Source organism: Wolbachia endosymbiont of Trichogramma pretiosum, from assembly GCF_001439985.1.
In the GTDB taxonomy this organism is placed as follows: Bacteria; Pseudomonadota; Alphaproteobacteria; order Rickettsiales; family Anaplasmataceae; genus Wolbachia.
In genome coordinates, this window is the sequence record NZ_CM003641.1 from 279,356 (window position 1) to 297,593 (window position 18,238).

The 18,238-nt window shown below is 33.2% G+C and carries 23 protein-coding genes and 2 pseudogenes; 18 read left to right on the forward strand and 7 right to left on the reverse strand.

Annotated elements, in window-relative coordinates:
• Positions 1-191: 191 nt before the first annotated feature.
• Both wTpre_RS07155 and wTpre_RS01325 read right to left on the reverse strand, forming a co-directional pair.
• Positions 192-320: a hypothetical protein gene (locus wTpre_RS07155; protein WP_256359292.1), complete on the reverse strand. Its 129-nt coding sequence runs from the start codon at positions 318-320 to the stop codon at positions 192-194.
• A 264-nt stretch (positions 321-584) separates the two neighbouring features.
• Positions 585-1,037 (reverse strand): hypothetical protein, encoded by a 453-nt coding sequence (locus tag wTpre_RS01325; RefSeq protein WP_245609497.1) that lies wholly within the window; start codon positions 1,035-1,037, stop codon positions 585-587.
• 270 nt (positions 1,038-1,307) lie between these two features.
• Between wTpre_RS01325 and wTpre_RS01330 the strand changes: the two are divergent.
• Positions 1,308-2,266: pseudogene (locus wTpre_RS01330) on the forward strand (IS110 family transposase).
• 170 nt (positions 2,267-2,436) lie between these two features.
• Here wTpre_RS01330 and wTpre_RS01335 read toward each other — a convergent pair.
• Entirely contained in the window at positions 2,437-2,757 is a 321-nt protein-coding gene (locus wTpre_RS01335) for a hypothetical protein (protein ID WP_245609498.1), read from the reverse strand.
• Positions 2,758-3,016: 259 nt separating this feature from the next.
• Positions 3,017-3,226 carry a hypothetical protein gene (locus wTpre_RS01340; protein ID WP_068651387.1) on the reverse strand — a complete coding sequence of 70 codons (210 nt, stop codon included), beginning with the start codon at positions 3,224-3,226 and terminating at the stop codon, positions 3,017-3,019.
• A gap of 158 nt (positions 3,227-3,384) precedes the next feature.
• On the opposite strand from wTpre_RS01340, the gene gap reads away from it, so the two are divergent.
• From gap to wTpre_RS06325, 15 genes and pseudogenes are all read left to right on the forward strand, one after another.
• A complete protein-coding gene (gap, locus tag wTpre_RS01345; protein ID WP_068651388.1) occupies positions 3,385-4,356 on the forward strand; it encodes a type I glyceraldehyde-3-phosphate dehydrogenase in 972 nt (323 codons plus the stop codon).
• Positions 4,357-4,359: 3 nt separating this feature from the next.
• The gene (gene tatC / locus wTpre_RS01350; RefSeq protein ID WP_068651390.1) at positions 4,360-5,118 is read left to right on the forward strand and encodes a twin-arginine translocase subunit TatC; all 759 of its coding nucleotides are present in this window, start codon (positions 4,360-4,362) and stop codon (positions 5,116-5,118) included.
• 199 nt (positions 5,119-5,317) lie between these two features.
• Entirely contained in the window at positions 5,318-5,380 is a 63-nt protein-coding gene (locus wTpre_RS06280) for a hypothetical protein (protein ID WP_305727918.1), read from the forward strand.
• 65 nt (positions 5,381-5,445) lie between these two features.
• Positions 5,446-5,619 (forward strand): hypothetical protein, encoded by a 174-nt coding sequence (locus tag wTpre_RS06285; protein WP_179945522.1) that lies wholly within the window; start codon positions 5,446-5,448, stop codon positions 5,617-5,619.
• A gap of 66 nt (positions 5,620-5,685) precedes the next feature.
• On the forward strand, positions 5,686-5,931 hold the full coding sequence (locus wTpre_RS06290) for a hypothetical protein (protein ID WP_068651392.1): 246 nt from the start codon (positions 5,686-5,688) through the stop codon (positions 5,929-5,931).
• Positions 5,932-6,251: 320 nt separating this feature from the next.
• Positions 6,252-6,404: pseudogene (locus wTpre_RS07365) on the forward strand (IS630-like element ISWpi11 family transposase); the annotation flags it as partial.
• Between the two features lie 93 nt (positions 6,405-6,497).
• Entirely contained in the window at positions 6,498-6,827 is a 330-nt protein-coding gene (locus wTpre_RS06295) for a hypothetical protein (RefSeq protein ID WP_068651394.1), read from the forward strand.
• A 147-nt stretch (positions 6,828-6,974) separates the two neighbouring features.
• The gene (locus wTpre_RS06300; RefSeq protein ID WP_245609499.1) at positions 6,975-7,397 is read left to right on the forward strand and encodes a hypothetical protein; all 423 of its coding nucleotides are present in this window, start codon (positions 6,975-6,977) and stop codon (positions 7,395-7,397) included.
• A gap of 65 nt (positions 7,398-7,462) precedes the next feature.
• Positions 7,463-7,774, forward strand: a complete 312-nt coding sequence (locus wTpre_RS06305; protein ID WP_245609500.1) for a hypothetical protein — start codon at positions 7,463-7,465, stop codon at positions 7,772-7,774.
• A 126-nt stretch (positions 7,775-7,900) separates the two neighbouring features.
• Positions 7,901-8,191, forward strand: a complete 291-nt coding sequence (locus wTpre_RS06310; RefSeq protein WP_245609501.1) for a hypothetical protein — start codon at positions 7,901-7,903, stop codon at positions 8,189-8,191.
• A gap of 129 nt (positions 8,192-8,320) precedes the next feature.
• Positions 8,321-8,920, forward strand: a complete 600-nt coding sequence (locus wTpre_RS01370; protein ID WP_068652582.1) for a peroxiredoxin — start codon at positions 8,321-8,323, stop codon at positions 8,918-8,920.
• Complete coding sequence (gene trxB / locus wTpre_RS01375) at positions 8,907-9,854, forward strand: thioredoxin-disulfide reductase (protein WP_068651396.1); 948 nt, start codon at positions 8,907-8,909, stop codon at positions 9,852-9,854. The genes wTpre_RS01370 and trxB overlap by 14 nt, the downstream gene beginning before the upstream one ends.
• A 178-nt stretch (positions 9,855-10,032) precedes the next feature.
• On the forward strand, positions 10,033-10,443 hold the full coding sequence (locus wTpre_RS06315) for an ankyrin repeat domain-containing protein (protein ID WP_068651398.1): 411 nt from the start codon (positions 10,033-10,035) through the stop codon (positions 10,441-10,443).
• A gap of 193 nt (positions 10,444-10,636) precedes the next feature.
• Positions 10,637-10,834, forward strand: a complete 198-nt coding sequence (locus wTpre_RS06320; RefSeq protein WP_068651400.1) for a hypothetical protein — start codon at positions 10,637-10,639, stop codon at positions 10,832-10,834.
• Positions 10,835-10,850: 16 nt separating this feature from the next.
• Positions 10,851-11,219, forward strand: coding sequence for a coiled-coil domain-containing protein (locus tag wTpre_RS06325; protein WP_068651402.1), 369 nt, complete (start codon positions 10,851-10,853; stop codon positions 11,217-11,219).
• A gap of 246 nt (positions 11,220-11,465) precedes the next feature.
• Here wTpre_RS06325 and ubiB read toward each other — a convergent pair whose 3' ends face one another.
• A complete protein-coding gene (gene ubiB / locus wTpre_RS01385) occupies positions 11,466-12,887 on the reverse strand; it encodes a 2-polyprenylphenol 6-hydroxylase (protein ID WP_068651404.1) in 1,422 nt (473 codons plus the stop codon).
• Entirely contained in the window at positions 12,884-13,615 is a 732-nt protein-coding gene (locus tag wTpre_RS01390; RefSeq protein WP_068651406.1) for a metal ABC transporter ATP-binding protein, read from the reverse strand. The genes ubiB and wTpre_RS01390 overlap by 4 nt, the downstream gene beginning before the upstream one ends.
• Between wTpre_RS01390 and wTpre_RS01395 the strand changes: the two genes are divergently transcribed.
• The gene (locus tag wTpre_RS01395; RefSeq protein WP_068651408.1) at positions 13,607-14,485 is read left to right on the forward strand and encodes a zinc ABC transporter substrate-binding protein; all 879 of its coding nucleotides are present in this window, start codon (positions 13,607-13,609) and stop codon (positions 14,483-14,485) included. The two genes, wTpre_RS01390 and wTpre_RS01395, sit on opposite strands and share 9 nt — an antisense overlap.
• Before the next feature lie 1,626 nt (positions 14,486-16,111).
• Here the strand turns inward: wTpre_RS01395 and rpmG are convergent.
• Positions 16,112-16,312 (reverse strand): 50S ribosomal protein L33, encoded by a 201-nt coding sequence (gene rpmG, locus wTpre_RS01405; protein ID WP_068651410.1) that lies wholly within the window; start codon positions 16,310-16,312, stop codon positions 16,112-16,114.
• A 148-nt stretch (positions 16,313-16,460) separates the two neighbouring features.
• Here rpmG and wTpre_RS01410 point away from each other — a divergent pair, with 148 nt between their 5' ends.
• Positions 16,461-18,218: an Rne/Rng family ribonuclease gene (locus wTpre_RS01410; RefSeq protein WP_068651411.1), complete on the forward strand. Its 1,758-nt coding sequence runs from the start codon at positions 16,461-16,463 to the stop codon at positions 18,216-18,218.
• The last annotated feature ends 20 nt before the right edge of the window (positions 18,219-18,238 follow it).

Below are 18,238 nucleotides of genomic sequence, written 5' to 3' on the forward strand. Positions count from 1 at the left end.
TATATATATAAGGGTAGGGTGCGTTGCACATTGGGTTGTTCAACAGTAGCGTTCTAGATTTGTAGAAACAGCTTCGTTTGTAAGAGTAATTATTTTACCTAGAAGGAAGCCAAAATCCCAAAGAAACAGCGGATATAAACCCATTCATTAATGACTCTGTCCATGTTTCTCCCTCGTATTCTTGATAGATTTTAGAATATATCATTATTAGCTTCATTCGAGTTTAAATTTCTTTCCAACTCTTCTGATGTTTTCTTTCCAGCATCTTGGGACTTTGTTGATGAACTTTTCCGTAAGCCTTCTAATTCTTGTGCGTTCATCAACACCTCACTATTAAAGCCTAAGTACAAGTCATACAGCACTATAATTGTTTAGTCAAGGTAAATACTAGTATATTAAGTAAATATTTACTATATCAATATGATTGCTTAAATTTACAACTAATTGTTTTGGGGAAGAAAAAGATTGTGTTTTGTAGGTGATTTGCGTAGCGGAAGGTGTTACCCCAGTTTTACAATACCCGGGGTAACGATAAAGAAGGAAGTAGAGAAAGTTATATGTAATAGTTTAAAACTATTACAAGTTTATATGCTCTGTCCTTGAATATTTTGTTGTTCATTGGTAGAATTTTCCAAATTTGTAGAGATAGGAGCAAACATCCTTCTCGCTAAAGCCACTGACAATGTAGCTCCAATTGCAGCTATAAAACTAGGGCGTAATAATTCCATATTTGTTTCATTGTTAGTTAACATCATCGCGCCTGCTCCTAAGGCTGCTACTAACCCAATCCTTGACGATTTACTTGTTGCATCAAGAGAATATTGTACTACTTCTCTAAGCCCTGAATTCATGTTTTTTAACACTACTAGTATTGATACTGATAATATGACCATTATTGGAACGGATAATAGTCCTCCAAGTGTTGCACCAATAATTTCACTAACTTTTGATTTTTCAAGATTAACTCCTAAGGCTGTTATACCTAATACTCCAATTGAGGTGATAATCCTTAGATTTCTCTCTTCCATTTCTTTCACATGCGCCCCATATTGTATTGTAGCTTCTGCTAACGCTAACCCAATTGTAAATTAAAACATGATATAAATGAAGTAAAAGGGAAGATAACTCTACTCACTATAGGAATAGAGTTATCACGGGCCCGTGGGAACGAAAACCAATTGGTATTACAACCGTTTGTATCAAGGTACACTAGCCCTATCTCTCGATAAGTTTGAATAGTTGTTTTGGAAATATATATAAGCCCGTTTGCAATCTTAAATTAACTAAAACTATCGAAACTTATTACGATTACATCGTATCAAAATTTTATTGGCATTGACATCGAAAAATTTAAAAATGTTGCTGCAGTTTACAACCAAAATAACATTATCAAATTCGACAATAATGCTGATGGTTGGCAACTGTTATTTAAAAAGTTTTCAGATATCTTACCTAATTCTTTGGTAACTTTAGAAAATACAGACAAATATGAGCTTGTTTTATCACATTTTATTGTTGGCAAGAATATTGGAGTACATCAAGCAAATACTTAAAAAGTAAAAAGTTTTATCTTGTCTCACGGAACTTTAGCAAAGTTTGATAAATCAGATGCGATGGCTCTTGCTCAATACGGATGTGAACGCCATAAAACTCTCTCTATTTGTACCTACTTCAAAATAACAATCAACTCTAGCTGCACTGTTCTAGCTGCACTGTGTCAATGTCGTGATGACATTACGCAAATGAAAACTCAGGAAAAGTGTAGACTGGAAGCTCCTAAAAATGACCATATAAAGGAAAGTTGCCAGAAGACCATTGAATTTTCAATAATCAAATAAACGAGCTCAATGACACTATACAAAAGATTATTGATGAAAGCCATGAGCTACAACAACCTCAAAAATCCTTAAAAACAGTTCCTGGAATAGGCAAAAAGTTATCACAAGATTTTTTGTGTTTAATGCCAGAGATTGGATACTTAAGTAGAAAAGAAGTAGCAAGTCTTGCCGGAATAGCACCTCATCCCAAGGAAAGTGGTAAAGCTGTTGGTTACCGAAGGATTATGGGCGGTAGAAGTAATGTTCGTTCAAAGCTCTTCATATCAGCCATAGCTGTTACAAAGTCAAAATCTGTACTTGGTGCCTTTTATTCTAAGCTTGTTGAAAGTGGTAAGAAGATGGTGGCTATAATAGCTCTTATGCGTAAAATTATAGTAATTGCTAATGCAAGACTTAAAGCAGCAATTGCTTCACACAGTAGCAACTGACAATGAATATTGTGAATAAGTACGTCCACACAAACTTAAAGTACTTATTCACATATTCATTGGCTTAAGCAGGCAATAGCTGTTTGACATAAAATTCTATTCCTATGACGAATGGATTTGATTACCTGCATGATTGGATCAAGTTGCAAAATTACACAATAAAAAATTTTTTAAAAAACATAGTTGATACTATTTGATTGCTGTGGAATCTGATTTACTCGCCCTAAATCTTGTGAAGTTTTCCTTCCAATGCTTTTGATGGCATCTTCTAAGTCTAACAATGATCTGTTATTTAACCTTACGTTATCCTCACTATCACAAAGGATAATATAGTCTAAAATTGTCATTCTCAGATCACTCATTTCTATATCATTATTAATATGATCTTTTAATTCATCGATAATCTTTAATGCTCGCTCTTTCATATCTTTTTCTTCTTCTGCATTAATTGGTGCAAGTATGAGAAAATTATTCCAAGCAACTCTTGTCATAAGTTTTTTAAATCCATAATAATTATCATTAATATTGAGTTAAATAATATGGTACTATAGTTACTTAATCAAGTTAATTATTAAGATATTAAAGTATAAGATACCTAAAGAGTAATATCCTTAGCCGTAAAATACAAAAATAACTGGCGGGTTCTTTAACATGAGAAATATCAAGGAATTTACTAAATAAAAAAGGTAAAAGAATGTTATCTACTTTTCAGAGTCAGCTATTTAGCTAACTCTGAAAAGTAGGAAAGAGCTATATACTCTGTTCTTGAATATTTGTTTGTTCAATAGTAGCACTTTCCAAATTTTGTAAAGATTCAAATTCTTCTTGCATATCCAGTATGTCTTCTATTAATTGTAGTGTTTTTACTTTTTCTGAAAGCCCTTTATTTTCTTTTTGCAATGCTTCTATTTTTCTTTGCTGATACTGATTATCTGAATTTGTCATTGGTAATCCATGCATAACCTACTTCAAGCTAAAATTTAGATATTATTAATTAAGTGATACAGTTTCTTTAGTCAAGATAAGCATCAATATATTATAACATTAGGATTAACAACTAAAAGAATAGATGAAATATCAGGCAATATCCTCTATAATCTAGCTTTTAAGATGGAAAAATGACAATTCGTGTAGGAATTAATGGTCTTGGTAGAATAGGTAGAAGTGTATTGCGTGCTATTTTTGAAGTAGAAAACTATAGTGAGCAAATAGAAGTTGTGGCGGTAAATGGGTCGCTCAGTGCTGAGCAGCATGCACATTTGATTAAATATGACTCTGTTCATGGTAAATTTAACGGCGATATTGATTTTAACGAGTATGAAAATTTGCTATCTATAAATGGCAGGAAATTTTCTCTATATAGAGAACGTAGCCCTAAAAATATTCCTTGGAATGTTGATGTAGTGCTTGAATGCACTGGTGCATTCAACAAGCGTGCGGAAGCAGCAAAGCATAATGTAGAGAGAGTAATTGTCTCTGCTCCAGTTTTAGATGCTGATGTAACTGTAGTTTACGGCGTAAATAACGATATGCTAAAAAAGGAGCATAAAGTGATCTCAGCAGGTTCTTGTACTACAAACTGTCTGGCTCCGATTGTACACGTTTTACACTCCAATTTAGGCATAAAAAGCGGTTTTATGACTACTATACATGCCTATACGAATGATCAAAATATTCTTGATGGCAACCATAGAGACTTACATAGGGCAAGAGCTTGTGGCCTTTCTATGGTGCCAACTACAACTGGAGCAGCAAAAACAATTGGTTCTGTCATTCCTCAGTTAAAGGGTAAGTTAGATGGTACTGCTATTAGAGTTCCGGTTAGCAACGTTTCTATGGTTGATTTTAAATTTTTAGCTGATAAGAGAGCAACAACTAAGGAAATAAACGAAATATTTAAGAATTCAGCAAATCATGTGCTTTCCGTATGTAATGAGCCTTTAGTTTCAATAGACTTTGTCCATAACCCTTATAGTGCAATTGTGGATTTAGCTGGTACCTATGTCACAGGTGATATCTGTAGAGTTGCAGCGTGGTACGATAATGAATGGGCTTTTTCACTGAGAATGTTAGATATAGCTCTATTGTAAAGTATGAACGAAAACTCACAAAAATATGCTTCATTTTATGAGCACTTTGCGGAACTTAGAAAAAGGGTTATTTTTTGCTTTCTATTTTTTTGTGTTACCTTCGGGTTTTGTTACTACTTTAAAGAAAGTATATACCGCTTTTTACTTGCACCTTTAATAGAGGTTACGAAAGATAGCAATGATTTTTCTCTAATCTATACAGATTTAACAGAAGCGTTTTTTGTATATCTCAGGGTTGCAATAATGAGTGCACTGTTGTCTTCTTTTCCTGTGTTTGCATGGCAATTCTACATATTTCTAGCACCTGGCTTATATGAAAGAGAAAGGGCAGTGTTATTGCCTTACTTAATTGCAACGCCGGTTTTGTTTGTAACGGGAGCCGCTGTAGTTTACTACTACATATTTCCCTTAGCCTGGAAATTTTTTATTGCTTTTGAACATAGCGGTAAATCTTTCGGTATACCAATAGAGTTTATGCCATCAGTTAGTGAATATTTAGATCTTGTTCTTCAATTTATGTTTGCATTTGGCACTGCATTTCAAATTCCAGTCATACTCACCTTAATGGTAAGAGTAGGGCTAATCACTGCACAAAGTTTGTCAAATAAACGGAGAATTGCGATAGTGGTAATTTTCATTATTGCTGCAATCTTAACTCCACCTGATGTACTAAGTCAAGTAGGGCTTGCAATTCCAATGTTGGTATTATATGAGCTCTCTATCCTGATATGTAGATATATTGAGAAGAAATCAAAGGATTGAATCAAGAATATTATTTATAAACAAAGAATGAGCACCGGAGCACTTTTCTTAAACATTGAAGTGGGATTATGTAAATTGCCCTTATTGATTTTTTAGTAGACGCCAAGTGAATTAAAATATTATGAGGTGTATTATGATAATGGTTGTTGGTGGTTAAAAAGGTGGTACTGGTAAAACGACCATAGCTACAAATATAGCGGTGATGCGTGCTAGGGAAGGTAGAAATGTCCTTCTCTATGATCTTGACCCATTAATGCTCTAGCTACCTTGTGGGCATTCCTGCGAGACAAGAACAAAAGTTTACTGAAAATTAACAGTATTCACAAGGTGTTAGGCAAAATTAACGTTGGTGTAGTAATCAGAAATGAGCTACAAGCTTTACAGTCCAAATATCAAGATATTATTGTTGACGCAAGAAGAGCAGATGAAACTTTAAGGTCTGCCTTATCATTAGCTAATCTAACTATATTTCCCATTAATCCATCTGGGATTGATATGTGAACGTTTGACACTCTGAGCAACTTAGTTAACGGTACTCAAAGTTGTAATAAAACCTTTAAAGCAAGAGTGCTATTTAATGGAGTACACACCAATCCAGGTGCAGCTAAAAAACACATTGAAGAATGTGATGATTTTTTAAGTGAATTTGACAACTTAACAAGGTTAGATAGTTTTTTAAGTTGGCGAGCTGCAGTTCAAGACGACTCTGGCGAAGGTATGGCAATTGTTGAATATAAACCAGTAGCTTTAAAAGCAATTAGGGAAATTGAATCTGTTTATGAGGAAGCCTTATCTACTGTTAGAAAATCATAGCCAGCACAGTCAGTGTTAAGGTTGCCACCTAGTTTACATCAAAAATTAAGGAATAGCCTTTATAATAAAAGATACAGTTTCTAACATTGGATTCAGGGTTTTAACGGAATAAATTAAAACTTTAGAGAAATAAGAAACCAATCAAAATGAGGAAGAGAGGTTTGTTTCCTTGATTGTCTTTCAACTATTTTTCTGAAGTTGGAGGTTCGATAGGTTGCTGTGTAAAAGATTGGGAAGTAGTTTTGTTAGTGTTGAAAATTATAGCTCTTTCCCTAATATTCGGAACTTGATGGAATAGGTAAAGTAGCGAGGAGATGTGAATGCCAGCAGCATATAGTTATGATTTAAGGAAAAAAGCATTGGATGCAGGGGAAAGTAGAGCATTTATAGCCAAGAGGTTTAAAGTTAACATTCTATGAATGGCAAAAAGGTGCAAGAAAATAGGCGATTTTAAATCAAAATGTAGATCCAATAGAGCTTGATTGATATCTTGCTAGTAATAGTGTAACAGCTTTTATTAAGATATTTTTTTACCATACGGCAGCAATAATAAAATTAGAAAATTGATGGCTGAATATATTGGAATTGATAAACAGTATATTATGCTTCAAGCAATATTTACTTTAGTAGCTTCTACAATTTTTTTTAGTATAGCTTCTCCTTGGTGCTGTGTACCAACAGCAATATTTGCACTTGCTACGTGTTTCTTTGTTAAAAATGATGTGCATGCTGCATTTTCTGCAAAAGAACTTTCTCCTGAGTTTGCCGAAATTATTACTGAAAAAGTAGTAAATAATGTTGAGCTCAATGCAGAAGACAACTCTCAATCGAGAAGCTACTTGTATGAAACTGTGTTATATAGCGAAACTAGATTTCACTTTTATACACCTAGATAAGGGGTAACAGCAGACACTAGAATGACAAAATCGTTATTCTGCTACGCATTATCGCCATATAACTGTAGCTATATATTAACTAAAAAAGTAATATTCACTAGATCTTAATATTTTAGATCTACATTTCAATAAAATGTTATAATTAGTATGTATGATCCATTTAAAAGTGAGGATTATAAAAAAAATCTTGATTCTCTGATCAAAGCTATAAATCTAGGAAATCCAGAGGAACAATGTTATAAAACAGTAACAGATCTGTCTCATGCTTTAGAGGGTTTTACAGATAAGGCAGAAGATGTAGCTAAGCTTGCTATACGTGATGACTTGAATAAGTGTGTAAAGAAGGCAAATAAAAAGCCATTAATTCTTAGGATATTCAATATAATATTAGGAAGAGATGTTTCGATTAGGAATATCAGTAATTTTATAAAGGATAAATTGCCTCCTTCAACTGCTAGAACAGCAATCGAATATACAGATGTTATTCAAAAAATTTCATATTTAGAGCGAATAGAAAGAAGTCAAGATAAATATAGGTCATATAGAATAAATTTAGAAAATAGACAGTAAAATAAATCTCTCATCTGAGAAAGAAGATTCAGGTTATGGAGGTTCATTAAACGAAGATCCTGAGTATGAAGAAATATCAAATTATCAAGAGGAAAAAAAAAAGTAAATCTTTAACAAAAGATTTGTGTAATCTACAATCAATTAAAGAGGAGCCGAATTATGCAACAATCTCTAAAGAACATATAGAAGCAAAAGAGAACATAGGAAGAAACAACAACTTCAATCTCTTGCACCAGCAAAACCACCAAGAGTACCACCAGTACCAGAGAAAATGTTTACTATCAATCAAAATCAGACAAGAACCGAAAAAAGATAAACCTGCAGTACCACTAAAGCCTAAAGATTTAGGCGAAAAAGTAAGCACAGAGCAAAAATAGTAGTGGAAAAATCAGCTGAGAGTAACACTACACTACCACTAAAATCTGAAAATCAATATGATAAAGAATCAGTAAAAAAAAAGCTGATGGACCAAAGGTACTAGTAGTTGCTATGAAAAAAAAGAAGTGACTTGCGAGAATAGTAAAGTAAAGGCATTAAAAGAAAGATTTGAGCGAAATCAAGTAAAGAACGTGTTGCCTGCTGAAAACAAAACTGCTTTAGTAACACAAACGGATATCAGTGTGAAGAGAAAACAATCTCGTTCATTTCCAGTATGGAATAAAAAATCTTCGATCAACCATCTTGCCAGCAAAAATTTATCTTCCACGAATGTAAGTGTAAAAGAAATGGTTAAAAAAAATTTAAAGGGAGAAAAGGTGAAAGATAGTAATATTTGGGTATTTTCCTACTCATGAAAATTAGCTCTTATCATAACATTTTTACAGCAATCAGAGGAAGTTTTTATAGGATTGAGGCTAAAGAAAACTTGCATGTAAATGTATCAAGGTATAAAATTGTAAATATTAAGAATGAATAGGTTAGTTATGAATCTTATAACAAAATCCGCTATCGATTTTACTGCTTCGGCTGTTCTTGCTAGTGGAAAAATAGTTGATGATTTCTGTTTAAGTAAACATATAAAGGATAAGTATGCTGTCCTTTTTTTCTATCCACTTGATTTTACTTTTGTCTGTCCAACTGAGTTGATATCATTTAGCAACAAAATAGAAGATTTTTCAAAACGTAATGTTGAAGTGATAGGAATAAGTGTAGATTCAAAATTTTCACACTATAAATGGCGAAACATTCCAGTTAATGATGGCGGTGTTGGAGAGATTAGCTACAATTTAGTGTCTGATATCAAAAAGTCTATATCAAGAGACTATGGGGTCTTATATGATGACTCAATTGCACTAAGAGCAACTTTTGTTATTGATGATAAGTTTGTTGTACGTCATCAATCGATAAATGATTTTCCTTTGGGGCGTAATATCGATGAGTTTATTAGAATCATTGATGCAATAAAACATAATGAAGAGCATGGTGAAGTATGTCCAGCAGGGTGGAAAAAAGGTAAGCCAGCAATGCAGGCAAGCGACGAAGGAGTGGCTGATTATCTAAACTCACACAGTGCAGAATTATAAATTGAGTACAAAAGTTCTTATTATTGGATCTGGAGCAGCGGGTTATTCTGCTGCTATATATGCAGCACGTGCAAATTTAGAGCCAATTGTAGTGACAGGAATACAACCTGGTGGTCAGCTTACAATTACTACGGATGTTGAAAACTATCCAGGTTTTATTTCTATACAAGGTCCAGAACTCATGGAACAAAAGAGGTTGCATGCAGAGAAGGTGGGGGCAAGGATAATAGATGAAGAAATAAAAAGCGTTGAACAACTTGAGGATTCTAATGAGTATAGATTTAGATCTTGTGGTAATGCTAGTGACTACTATTCGAATGCAATTATAATTGCAGCTGGTGCGCAAGCGAAGTGGCTTGGCCTGGAGAGTGAAAAGAAATTTCAAGGTTACGGAGTCTCGGCGTGCGCAACTTGTGATGGCGCATTTTTTAGAAATAAAGTTGTAGCTGTGGTTGGTGGTGGAAATACTGCCGTTGAAGAAGCAATATTTTTAACTCGATTTGCTAAGAAAGTTATACTGATACACAGGCGTGATAAGTTAAGAGCAGAGAAAGTAATGCAAGACAGGCTCTTTAAAAATGATAAGATAAAGGTAATATGGAATCATACCGTAGAGCAGATTCTTGGAGAAGAAAATCCTAACAAAGTTACTGGCATTACAATTAAATCGACAGACATCAATACAACTCAGGAATTGAAAGTAGATGGAGTGTTCATTGCAATTGGGCATGCACCAAATACAGGTATTTTTAAGGGCTTTGTTAAAATGGATCAGCAAGGTTATATAATTACGAAGCCTGGAACAACTCTAACCAGTAGGGCAGGGGTGTTTGCTGCTGGTGATGTTCAAGATAAGGTATATCGCCAGGCAGTAGTTGCCGCAGGAACAGGGTGCATGGCTGCACTTGATGCGGAAAAGTTTTTGGAATCATAATTAATTCTAAAATTTTTAACTAAATTACTTGTAATTTTCTTTCTTTTTTAGAATTATGTCAATTTTATGAAAAAAGGCAAAAGAAAGATGATCAAGAGAATGTAATTTTTGAACACTCTGGAAGAGAAATGGTGAGACAAAGTGTAACTACTACATCTGTAATAATGATGAAAGTTTAATGAAAGATGACGAAGTTTCTCCTATACTCTTTACTACCGATTGGGGATTATCAGAAGGTACTAGATATATATTTTTGAGAGAAGGATATGATGGAGTGAAGGAAGAAGTAAAAACATTCTTAATACAAAAAAATACTGCCTTACATATTGCTTGCCAGACTGCAGCTACAGATATAGTGAAAATATTGCTCACACACCCAGATGCAAAAACTGACATTAAAAATTGTCAAAATAAAGTTCCTACAGATCTTATTGCAAGAGGATTTGAGAACATAATAAAATTAGAATTTGAAAAAGCACAAACAGGAAAAGAATTATTGAATGCTATTTCTGGTAGAAATATTGACCAAGCAAAAAGACTCAAGATTTCAACCCTAATTACTGGAAAAGAAATTTCAATGGAGAAATAGAAACACCATTTAGCCTGATTATCAAATCACGTTTACAAAGAACAACACAAGATAACGAGGAAGCATTGACTAAACTTTTAAAACATAAGGAGCTAGATTTTAGTCAAATAAAGCCAATACCAGCTATAGAGCAAAATTCACGATTGAAGCAAATCATTGAGCAAATTATGAAGGAGAGGTTAATAGAAAAGATTTGGATGATGTAAAAGAATTAGTAGAAGATAATTGCTTTATGAATGATCAAATTGTTATTGAGGTGCTTAAAAGTTTTAATCCTGTCAGAGAATATCTAAATGAAAAATTCCCTACAAGTGCAGAGCAACCTGTAGCAAATACATATAATGTTCAACCAGCAATAAACGATGAGTTTATTTCTCAAGAGTTGCAGTAGCTCGAAAACCTTAGAAATGAACTTGAAAGAACAAAGGCTCGACTTACTAGAGAAAAAAGTCAACTTGAAAACCTTAGAGATGGGTTTGAAAGAACAAAAACTCAACTTAGAAAAAAAAGAGCAAGAGCTGAATAAGGCCGTAAGTGAAAGAATAAGAGACACTAACAAAATTTCACAGTTAGAAAGGGATTTTTGGCAAGAGAGATTAGAACTTCAAGCTCAAAATCAAGACTTAAAGAGCAAAAACAGAAAACTTTCAGAAGCAAACATTTATAATAGAAGGCAAAGTAACTATGCCTCTGCTTCTTTTGTGTTATCTGGAGAGTTTGCTGTTGGTACATGTTTAACAATATCTAATTTAGAATATGTATTTTACTTGCTGTAGCTGCTCTGTTTTCATTGCAATTGGATGCTACTTTTCATAAAGTAAGTACAGTACTGAGTGATGTGACAAGCACTGAATTTGGTAATGTTATCAGTTTGAGATAGAGTTAAGGTTTTTACTTCTTCTCTAAACTCTACTGAAAGTTTTATACATTATGAAAATACCTTGATAATTCGTGTGAATGTGAACCTGAGTGGTTTCAAGACTTAAATAGTTGTTGTAAACTTGCTTTTATTATATTTTAGTTTAAGAAATTAAAAATTTAACGATGAGAATTATAATTACAGACCAAAGTAAAAAGTAGGCTTTTCCATTTGATTTATTTTTCACCTGTAATTTTTTGTCAGCTATTAGGTTTAATTTTTCTATAAGGCTAAATATTCCTTGGATTGTTTTGATGGGATAAGAGCTTTTAATTTTTTCCCTATACCCTATTTTACTTTGATTTTGACTGTTTATCCATGTTTCAACTACTTTCCACATATTGATTTCTGGATAGACTTTCCTACATGTTCCTTCTAATAAAATCATAGTTTTCTGCAGCAATAATAATTGTGTTTGAACTTTCATATCAAAATCACCAGTGATTTTTAATAGCTGAGTAAGTAATCGAGCAAATGAAATCTTCTGTATAGGCTGTCCAACAATGGGCTCACCTATTGCTCTGCAAGCTGTAACAAAATTTCTATGCTGTGATGGAACATAACCGGCTCTAAAGTGCATTTTTGCAATGTGATCATAATCCCTATTTAAAAAGCCTTTGAGTATCTCTATAACGTAATAGCATGTCTCGCGATCTATTCTACCCATGATTCCACAATCCAGGGCAATAATATTGTTATTACTATCGATCATTAAATTTCCAGGATGCATATCAGCATGAAAAAAACAATCCCTATATACCTGATTACAAAAAGATTCTATAAGCTTGGTAGCTATTTGCTTTCGGTTATTCAGCTTTTCAACTTCGTATATTGGTATAGCTTCCATCCATTCTAATGTTAAAACCTTTTTTGAAGTTCTACTCCAATCTATTTCAGGTACGTAGAAATCTCTGTCATGTTTAGTATTTTCCTTCAGTTCCGAAGAGTGGGCAGCCTCAAAACGTAGATCTAACTCTAATCGGCAAATTTCAGCAAAAGTTTTGACTAATTCAACTGGCTTCAGCCTTTTTGATTGTTCACTAAAATTTTCTGCAATTTCTGCAAGCCAAGAAAGCATTTTTATATCCCTTGAGAATGTTTTCTCAATATTTGGCCTTAAAACCTTTACAGCAACTTCCTTACCCGAAGTAGTAACTGCTCTATGCACTTGAGAAATTGATGCTGCTGCAATTGGCTTTTCAGAAAAGCTTGAAAAAATGTCGCTTAATTTACAATTAAACTCACTTTCTATAGTTTTAACTGCTATTTTATACGAAAATGATGGCAATCTATCACATATCAATAGCAAGTTATTTGTTATGTCCTCATTCAAAATATCAGTGCGTGATGAAATGGATTGCCCAAATTTAATGAACACCGGACCTAATCTTTCAAGAGCACGCTTTAGTTCATGACCTTGTATTTTATTTATTGATTTTTTTGATGGTGAAAGTAAATAAGGTAACACATTGTAGCGTGTTAGCAATGTAGTTATTTGCAGAAGACGTAGAATATTTTGAATCATTTCGCTGAGTAACTGCCAAATATTTCATTTATCTCCATAATTTCATTAGGTTTACCTTGATAATAGATAGTATTATTTATGCAAATTATGTAATCTGAGGACGGTATAGCAGAGTTGAGGTCATGAGAAGTCATGAGAATCGATACTGATCGTTCTTTTGCGATCTTATTTATAATATCATAAAATTTAGCTCGTGCGTCAATATCCATTGCACTGACTGGCTCATCTAAAATGATCAAATCAGATTCTGAAATTAAACAGCGTGCAAGTAGCATTAATTGTGTTTGTCCTGCAGAGATTTCTAATACTTGATTTTTTAGGATGTTACCGATACCAACCAATTCTATTGCTTCTGTAACAATGGTTTGATTTTTCTTCAATTTCTTCGAGGAGCTATTGAAAAGAAAAAACTCAACTGTTATTGGCATCAAATTACCAATACTAAAATTTTGTGGCATATAGCTAATTTTTATATTGTCAGCGAATACAATACTGCCAATAAAACCTTTATTTATACCAGAAACTGCTTTCACTAAAGAGGTTTTACCTCCGCCATTTGGACCAATTATTGTAACTATATCTCCTCTTTGTACTGATATGTTGATATTATCAAGAACTTTTTTATTACCGTATAAAAGAGTAAGGTTTTCTATTTTTAGAATGCAGTTATTGACACTACTTAGTTTTTTGGTGAAAATTGACTTCTTCTCAACATTTATATGAGACATTTACTGTTTTTTTTTCTATTACTTTTATTTACATTATACTACAATAGCGCCTTTTCATCCAATTTAAAAATTGTAGCTACAACCAAACCTATACACTCACTTTTAGCTTCTGTTACAGATGGAATTTCAAAGCCAGAACTACTAATGTACGAAGTAGTGTCTGAACATAACTACATGCTCAGGCCTTCAGACGCAAGTAAATTAGAATCTAGTAATATTATATTTTATATCGATGATTCTTTGGAAACATTCATTAAAACTTTCGCTAAAGAAAATAAGAAGTTAATACCTCTATCAGGTGCAATCGATCTACTTCCTTCTCGACCACATTCATTTTCTAGTCACATTCAAGATGAAAAAGATTTGCATATTTGGCTGAATCCTGAAAATGCAAAAAGTATGATACTTTCTATCAGTGCAACATTATCTAATATAGATAAAGAAAATGCCTATCGATACAATACTAACGCAGAGGAGGCTATAAGAAAGATAGACCAAGAAGTAGAAAAAATTAAGAAAGAATTGGATGAGTTAAAAAATCAAAAATATATAGTTACTCACGATGCTTATCAATATTTCGAAAAATATTTTGATTTAAGTTACCCAAGCGCCATTCTTTCCATAGAAGAAGATTCTTACATAGGTATGAAGAGTTTAATGAAATTAAAAAAGGTAATGAAAGAGGAAAACGTTAAATGTATTGTTTCTCATTCACGGGAGGATAGCATAAAGCCTAATGTCTTTTCTGGTGACATAAAAATGGTGATTCTTGATCCTGTTGGATCAGATGTAGAGCCTGGAAAGGATGCATATCTAGATATAATCAGCAGTATTGCACAAAATTTCAAGTCTTGTTTCACTGAGCAATGAGTTCTTTTGTCTATTCAGATAGCATGGCAAACTTAGTGCTTTCTATTCCAATTACAACTATACCGACATTATCTACCAGAAGTATATCATCCCAGTCTGGGATTCAGTTAAGTTGATAAGCATAAAAATTTTATGTTAAAGAACAACGTTCTTGATGAGATTAGGGCAAGCCAATGTCAGCTACTTGAATAACACCATTTGCTATGCCCTCAAAAATGAATGCTCGTACAGCTGTGTGTCAGCTACTTGCATCTGCTGTTTTTACTCATAATTATCTTGCCTGAACGAACTTAATTTCAAGTAGTTAATTATAGAAATAATCGTATAAAAAAAAGAAGATAACCAATATCTTCTTTTACTCTAATTAAAAAGATATTGAATTGTAATTGTCTATTTCATCTGATATAAGCGATAATTTTATGCTCTCAAAACGGAGATTACTTGCAATATCTGTTAACTATTCACTAAGTATTACTTTTTCTGGTGAATGGTGTTCAGGAGCTTTTCATTTTCTATTACAGTCATCCTTACACCAAGATCTATTAATTTTTGTCAATAAATCATTACCCTCGTATTTATTTTCACACTGTCTGTGGCACAAATTAAGTAAATTAACACCATGCATTGTCAATGAAGCAGGATCTTGTGTAAATTTTATCATAATATACTCCTTAATCTTACTCCTTAATCTTATTATATCTATATCAACATATGAATGTGAATATTATACTGATATAGTTACTTTTTATGGCGAGTGGTTTTTGGTTATTTTCTAAACTTTCTTTATAAAAAACATAGGCAACTATTGGTTTTTAGCCAAAGTAAAGATCAAGTATCTGGCATACTGGACATACAATCCTCCTGTGTAAAAAAAAAGATTAGAAAAAAGTATGGCGCACATACGACAGAGATTAAATATGTGTGTGCACCCACGTACGCTGAAGAAGATACGCCACATTTTTTAATGAGCTTGATTGTTTAATGAAAAAAGTCTGCGGACAAAGATAGATTTTGAGCTCTTGGAATGTGATCATAGTCAGATTTAAAATATGCACAAGCAATTTTTTCTGTAAAAGTTTAACAAAAGAATTCACAAGCTTGTGAACAACCTCTAAGTGTATGGTCACAGAGTGTGATGGTATATAGACTATCTGGATCATTTAAAGTGTCAGATCAAGTCTTATTTAATAAATTGAAGAACTAAGTTGTTGATAACTGACCTTTAATTAATTTTTATAAGGGCACTTTCGACTTCTTTAGTAAGAACATACTATAAGAAATATAATTGTGTGCATTTATACATAATATTGTGGGTAATTTTTTAAAATAAAAAGAATCATCCTACCTAGTACCTTTAGTGCACATGAAAAATATCAAACCTATACTAAAACTTCTACACTTGCCAAGCTTTCTAGTGACTCTTCTCCATTTAAGCAATTAAAAGGCAAGACCAGGACAAAAACGCTACCATTTTCAGCCCTTATTCAGGTGGCTCAATTCCCTTAACTTACACAAGTTACCGTAATCTTTCAAAACCTCAGACAGACTTTCTCTAATGCAAAATAGTATAACTAGTGAGCAACAAGATACACTCCTTTTAGCTGTAAGCTTTGCATGATAATATACTTACTTTAATTTTTCTTCTTTAAATAATATGTGTCTTCTGACCACTGGGTCATACTTTCTAAACTCGAGCTTCTTGGGAAGGTTCTTAGGATTACGTTTTTTTACACAAAAATAGCCTGTTAGTTTCTCTTCTCCAGCTTTTGTTGTTTTGGTTGCGGTACTAACTAGCTTGACAAGCAAAGAAGCATTTTTTTTCGCCATAATTGTAGTGATATAATAAATTCTACGCAAGTTTAGAACGCAAAACACTGAAAGTCAACCCAATAATGCAGATCGCAAAATTCTTGACAATCAATAACACATTAAGTAGTATGAGAACGTTTCAGAATGAAGAGCAGACGGTAAATAAGTGGCGAGTGATGGCAAAAGGTTATTATTGATAGAAAGTACTACCTGTTCTAACGAGGTAAGGGTTGCTCTGCTAGTTAATGGTAGGGTTGTAGAGTTTGAACAAGAATTCAAGGAAAAAAGACAACTAAGAGGTAATATATACGTTGCTTGTGTAAAGCGTATAGAGCCTGCTTTGCAGGCCGTGTTCATTGAGTATGGAAAAAATAAGCAAGGTTTTTTGTCTTTTTCTGAGATATCTCTAAATTACTTTAATATTCCAAAAAAAGAGAAGGAAATTTTCCCTGACGAAGGTTATTCGAGCGTTATGGACTGTTCAAATGATAATTGCACAGAAGAAGGCCTAGATTCTACAGCCAGTAATGAATCTAGCAGTGGTTTTGTGAGGGAGGTACCTTTACATAGAAAATATAAGTTACAAGATGTGATTTCAGTAAATCAAAAGTTATTGGTTCAATTAACTAAAGAAGAACGAGGAAATAAAGGAGCTTCATTTACAACATACGTAACTTTGGTCGGTAGATACTGTGTTTTCATGCCCACTTCTATAAGTAGGGGTGGAGTATCTCGCAGAATTGAAGATACCAACGTTAGAAAACAGTTAAAGGATATATTAAATTCAATAAATTTACCAAAAGGCTCAGGTTTAATAGTAAGAACTGTTGGTGCAGGAAAAAGTAAGAAAGAAATTGAGCAAGATTACGACAATTTGGCCTCATTATGGCAAGATATCCAGCAAAACTTCTCTTCTTTAAATGTTCCATCATTAATTTACAACGAAGCAGATGTAGTTATGAGATCTGTACGCGACTTTTGTAGTAATGATACAGAAATTATAGTATCTGATAGAGAAGTTTGTGAAGCAGTAAGAAAATACACTAAAAATGTGTTACAAGGGAAATTACGTCCTAGATTATATAGAGGTTCTGTTCCAATCTTTACTTACTATCGAGTCGAAGATCAAATTTCTGAATTATATAGCAATAGGGTAGAATTACCATCTGGTGGGTCTTTGGTGATAACCTTAACTGAGGCATTTGTTTCAATAGACGTAAATTCAGGGAAAATGACAGGAGAAGATAACATAGAAGAAACAGCTTATAGAACTAATATGGAGGCATTATCTGAAATATCAAGGCAAGCGAATCTCAGGGGCTTATCGGGGTTAATAGTTGTTGATTTTATTGACATGTTGAAACTTGAGTATTGCAAAAATGTTGAATTTGCTATCAAGCAGGCGTTTAAAGATGATAGAGCTAAAGTTCAATTTAGCTTTATCAATGACTTTGGTTTAATGGTCTTTTCAAGACAAAGAATTAAACCAAATATACAGGAAATTAATACTACAGAGTGCTTACGCTGTAAAGGTATTGGAAGAGTGAAATCAAACGAAGTGATTGTTGCATCGATACTAAGGGATTTGCAACATATTGCTAGTAAAAATCAAAATAAGTCCTTTGATTTAATAGCATGCAGTGCAGTTATAGCGCACATTTTTAATAGTAAGCGTGATATGGTTTCTACAATCGAAAAAGAGTTCAATGTTACATTAAATGTTATTATTGATAATAGTTTAGATGCAGATACATTTATTTTAAAGCAAGGAGACCATATTAATTTTAATGCTTATAAGCCATTGCATAATTCTGGATGTCAAATTGTGAATAGCAGGGATAAAGAAGTTGGTAGTTCAGATAAACTACCAGGCAACTTTTGGTTAACCAAATGGCTTTCGCGCCTTTTGGGCTCTAACAACTGAACGGGACTTGTAATTAACGA

Coding starts and splice junctions, on each gene's coding strand:
- tatC (WP_068651390.1), top strand. CDS start 4,360: ATGAACGAAAACTCACAAAAATATGCTTCATTTTATGAGCACTTTGCG.
- ubiB (WP_068651404.1), bottom strand. CDS start 12,887: ATGATTCAAAATATTCTACGTCTTCTGCAAATAACTACATTGCTAACA.
- rpmG (WP_068651410.1), bottom strand. CDS start 16,312: ATGGCGAAAAAAAATGCTTCTTTGCTTGTCAAGCTAGTTAGTACCGCA.
- wTpre_RS01395 (WP_068651408.1), top strand. CDS start 13,607: ATGAGACATTTACTGTTTTTTTTTCTATTACTTTTATTTACATTATAC.
- wTpre_RS01390 (WP_068651406.1), bottom strand. CDS start 13,615: ATGTCTCATATAAATGTTGAGAAGAAGTCAATTTTCACCAAAAAACTA.
- wTpre_RS01335 (WP_245609498.1), bottom strand. CDS start 2,757: ATGACAAGAGTTGCTTGGAATAATTTTCTCATACTTGCACCAATTAAT.
- wTpre_RS01370 (WP_068652582.1), top strand. CDS start 8,321: ATGAATCTTATAACAAAATCCGCTATCGATTTTACTGCTTCGGCTGTT.
- gap (WP_068651388.1), top strand. CDS start 3,385: ATGACAATTCGTGTAGGAATTAATGGTCTTGGTAGAATAGGTAGAAGT.
- wTpre_RS01340 (WP_068651387.1), bottom strand. CDS start 3,226: ATGCATGGATTACCAATGACAAATTCAGATAATCAGTATCAGCAAAGA.
- wTpre_RS06315 (WP_068651398.1), top strand. CDS start 10,033: ATGAAAGATGACGAAGTTTCTCCTATACTCTTTACTACCGATTGGGGA.
- wTpre_RS06300 (WP_245609499.1), top strand. CDS start 6,975: ATGTATGATCCATTTAAAAGTGAGGATTATAAAAAAAATCTTGATTCT.
- wTpre_RS07155 (WP_256359292.1), bottom strand. CDS start 320: ATGAACGCACAAGAATTAGAAGGCTTACGGAAAAGTTCATCAACAAAG.
- wTpre_RS06305 (WP_245609500.1), top strand. CDS start 7,463: ATGAAGAAATATCAAATTATCAAGAGGAAAAAAAAAAGTAAATCTTTA.
- wTpre_RS06325 (WP_068651402.1), top strand. CDS start 10,851: ATGAACTTGAAAGAACAAAGGCTCGACTTACTAGAGAAAAAAGTCAAC.
- wTpre_RS06295 (WP_068651394.1), top strand. CDS start 6,498: ATGGCTGAATATATTGGAATTGATAAACAGTATATTATGCTTCAAGCA.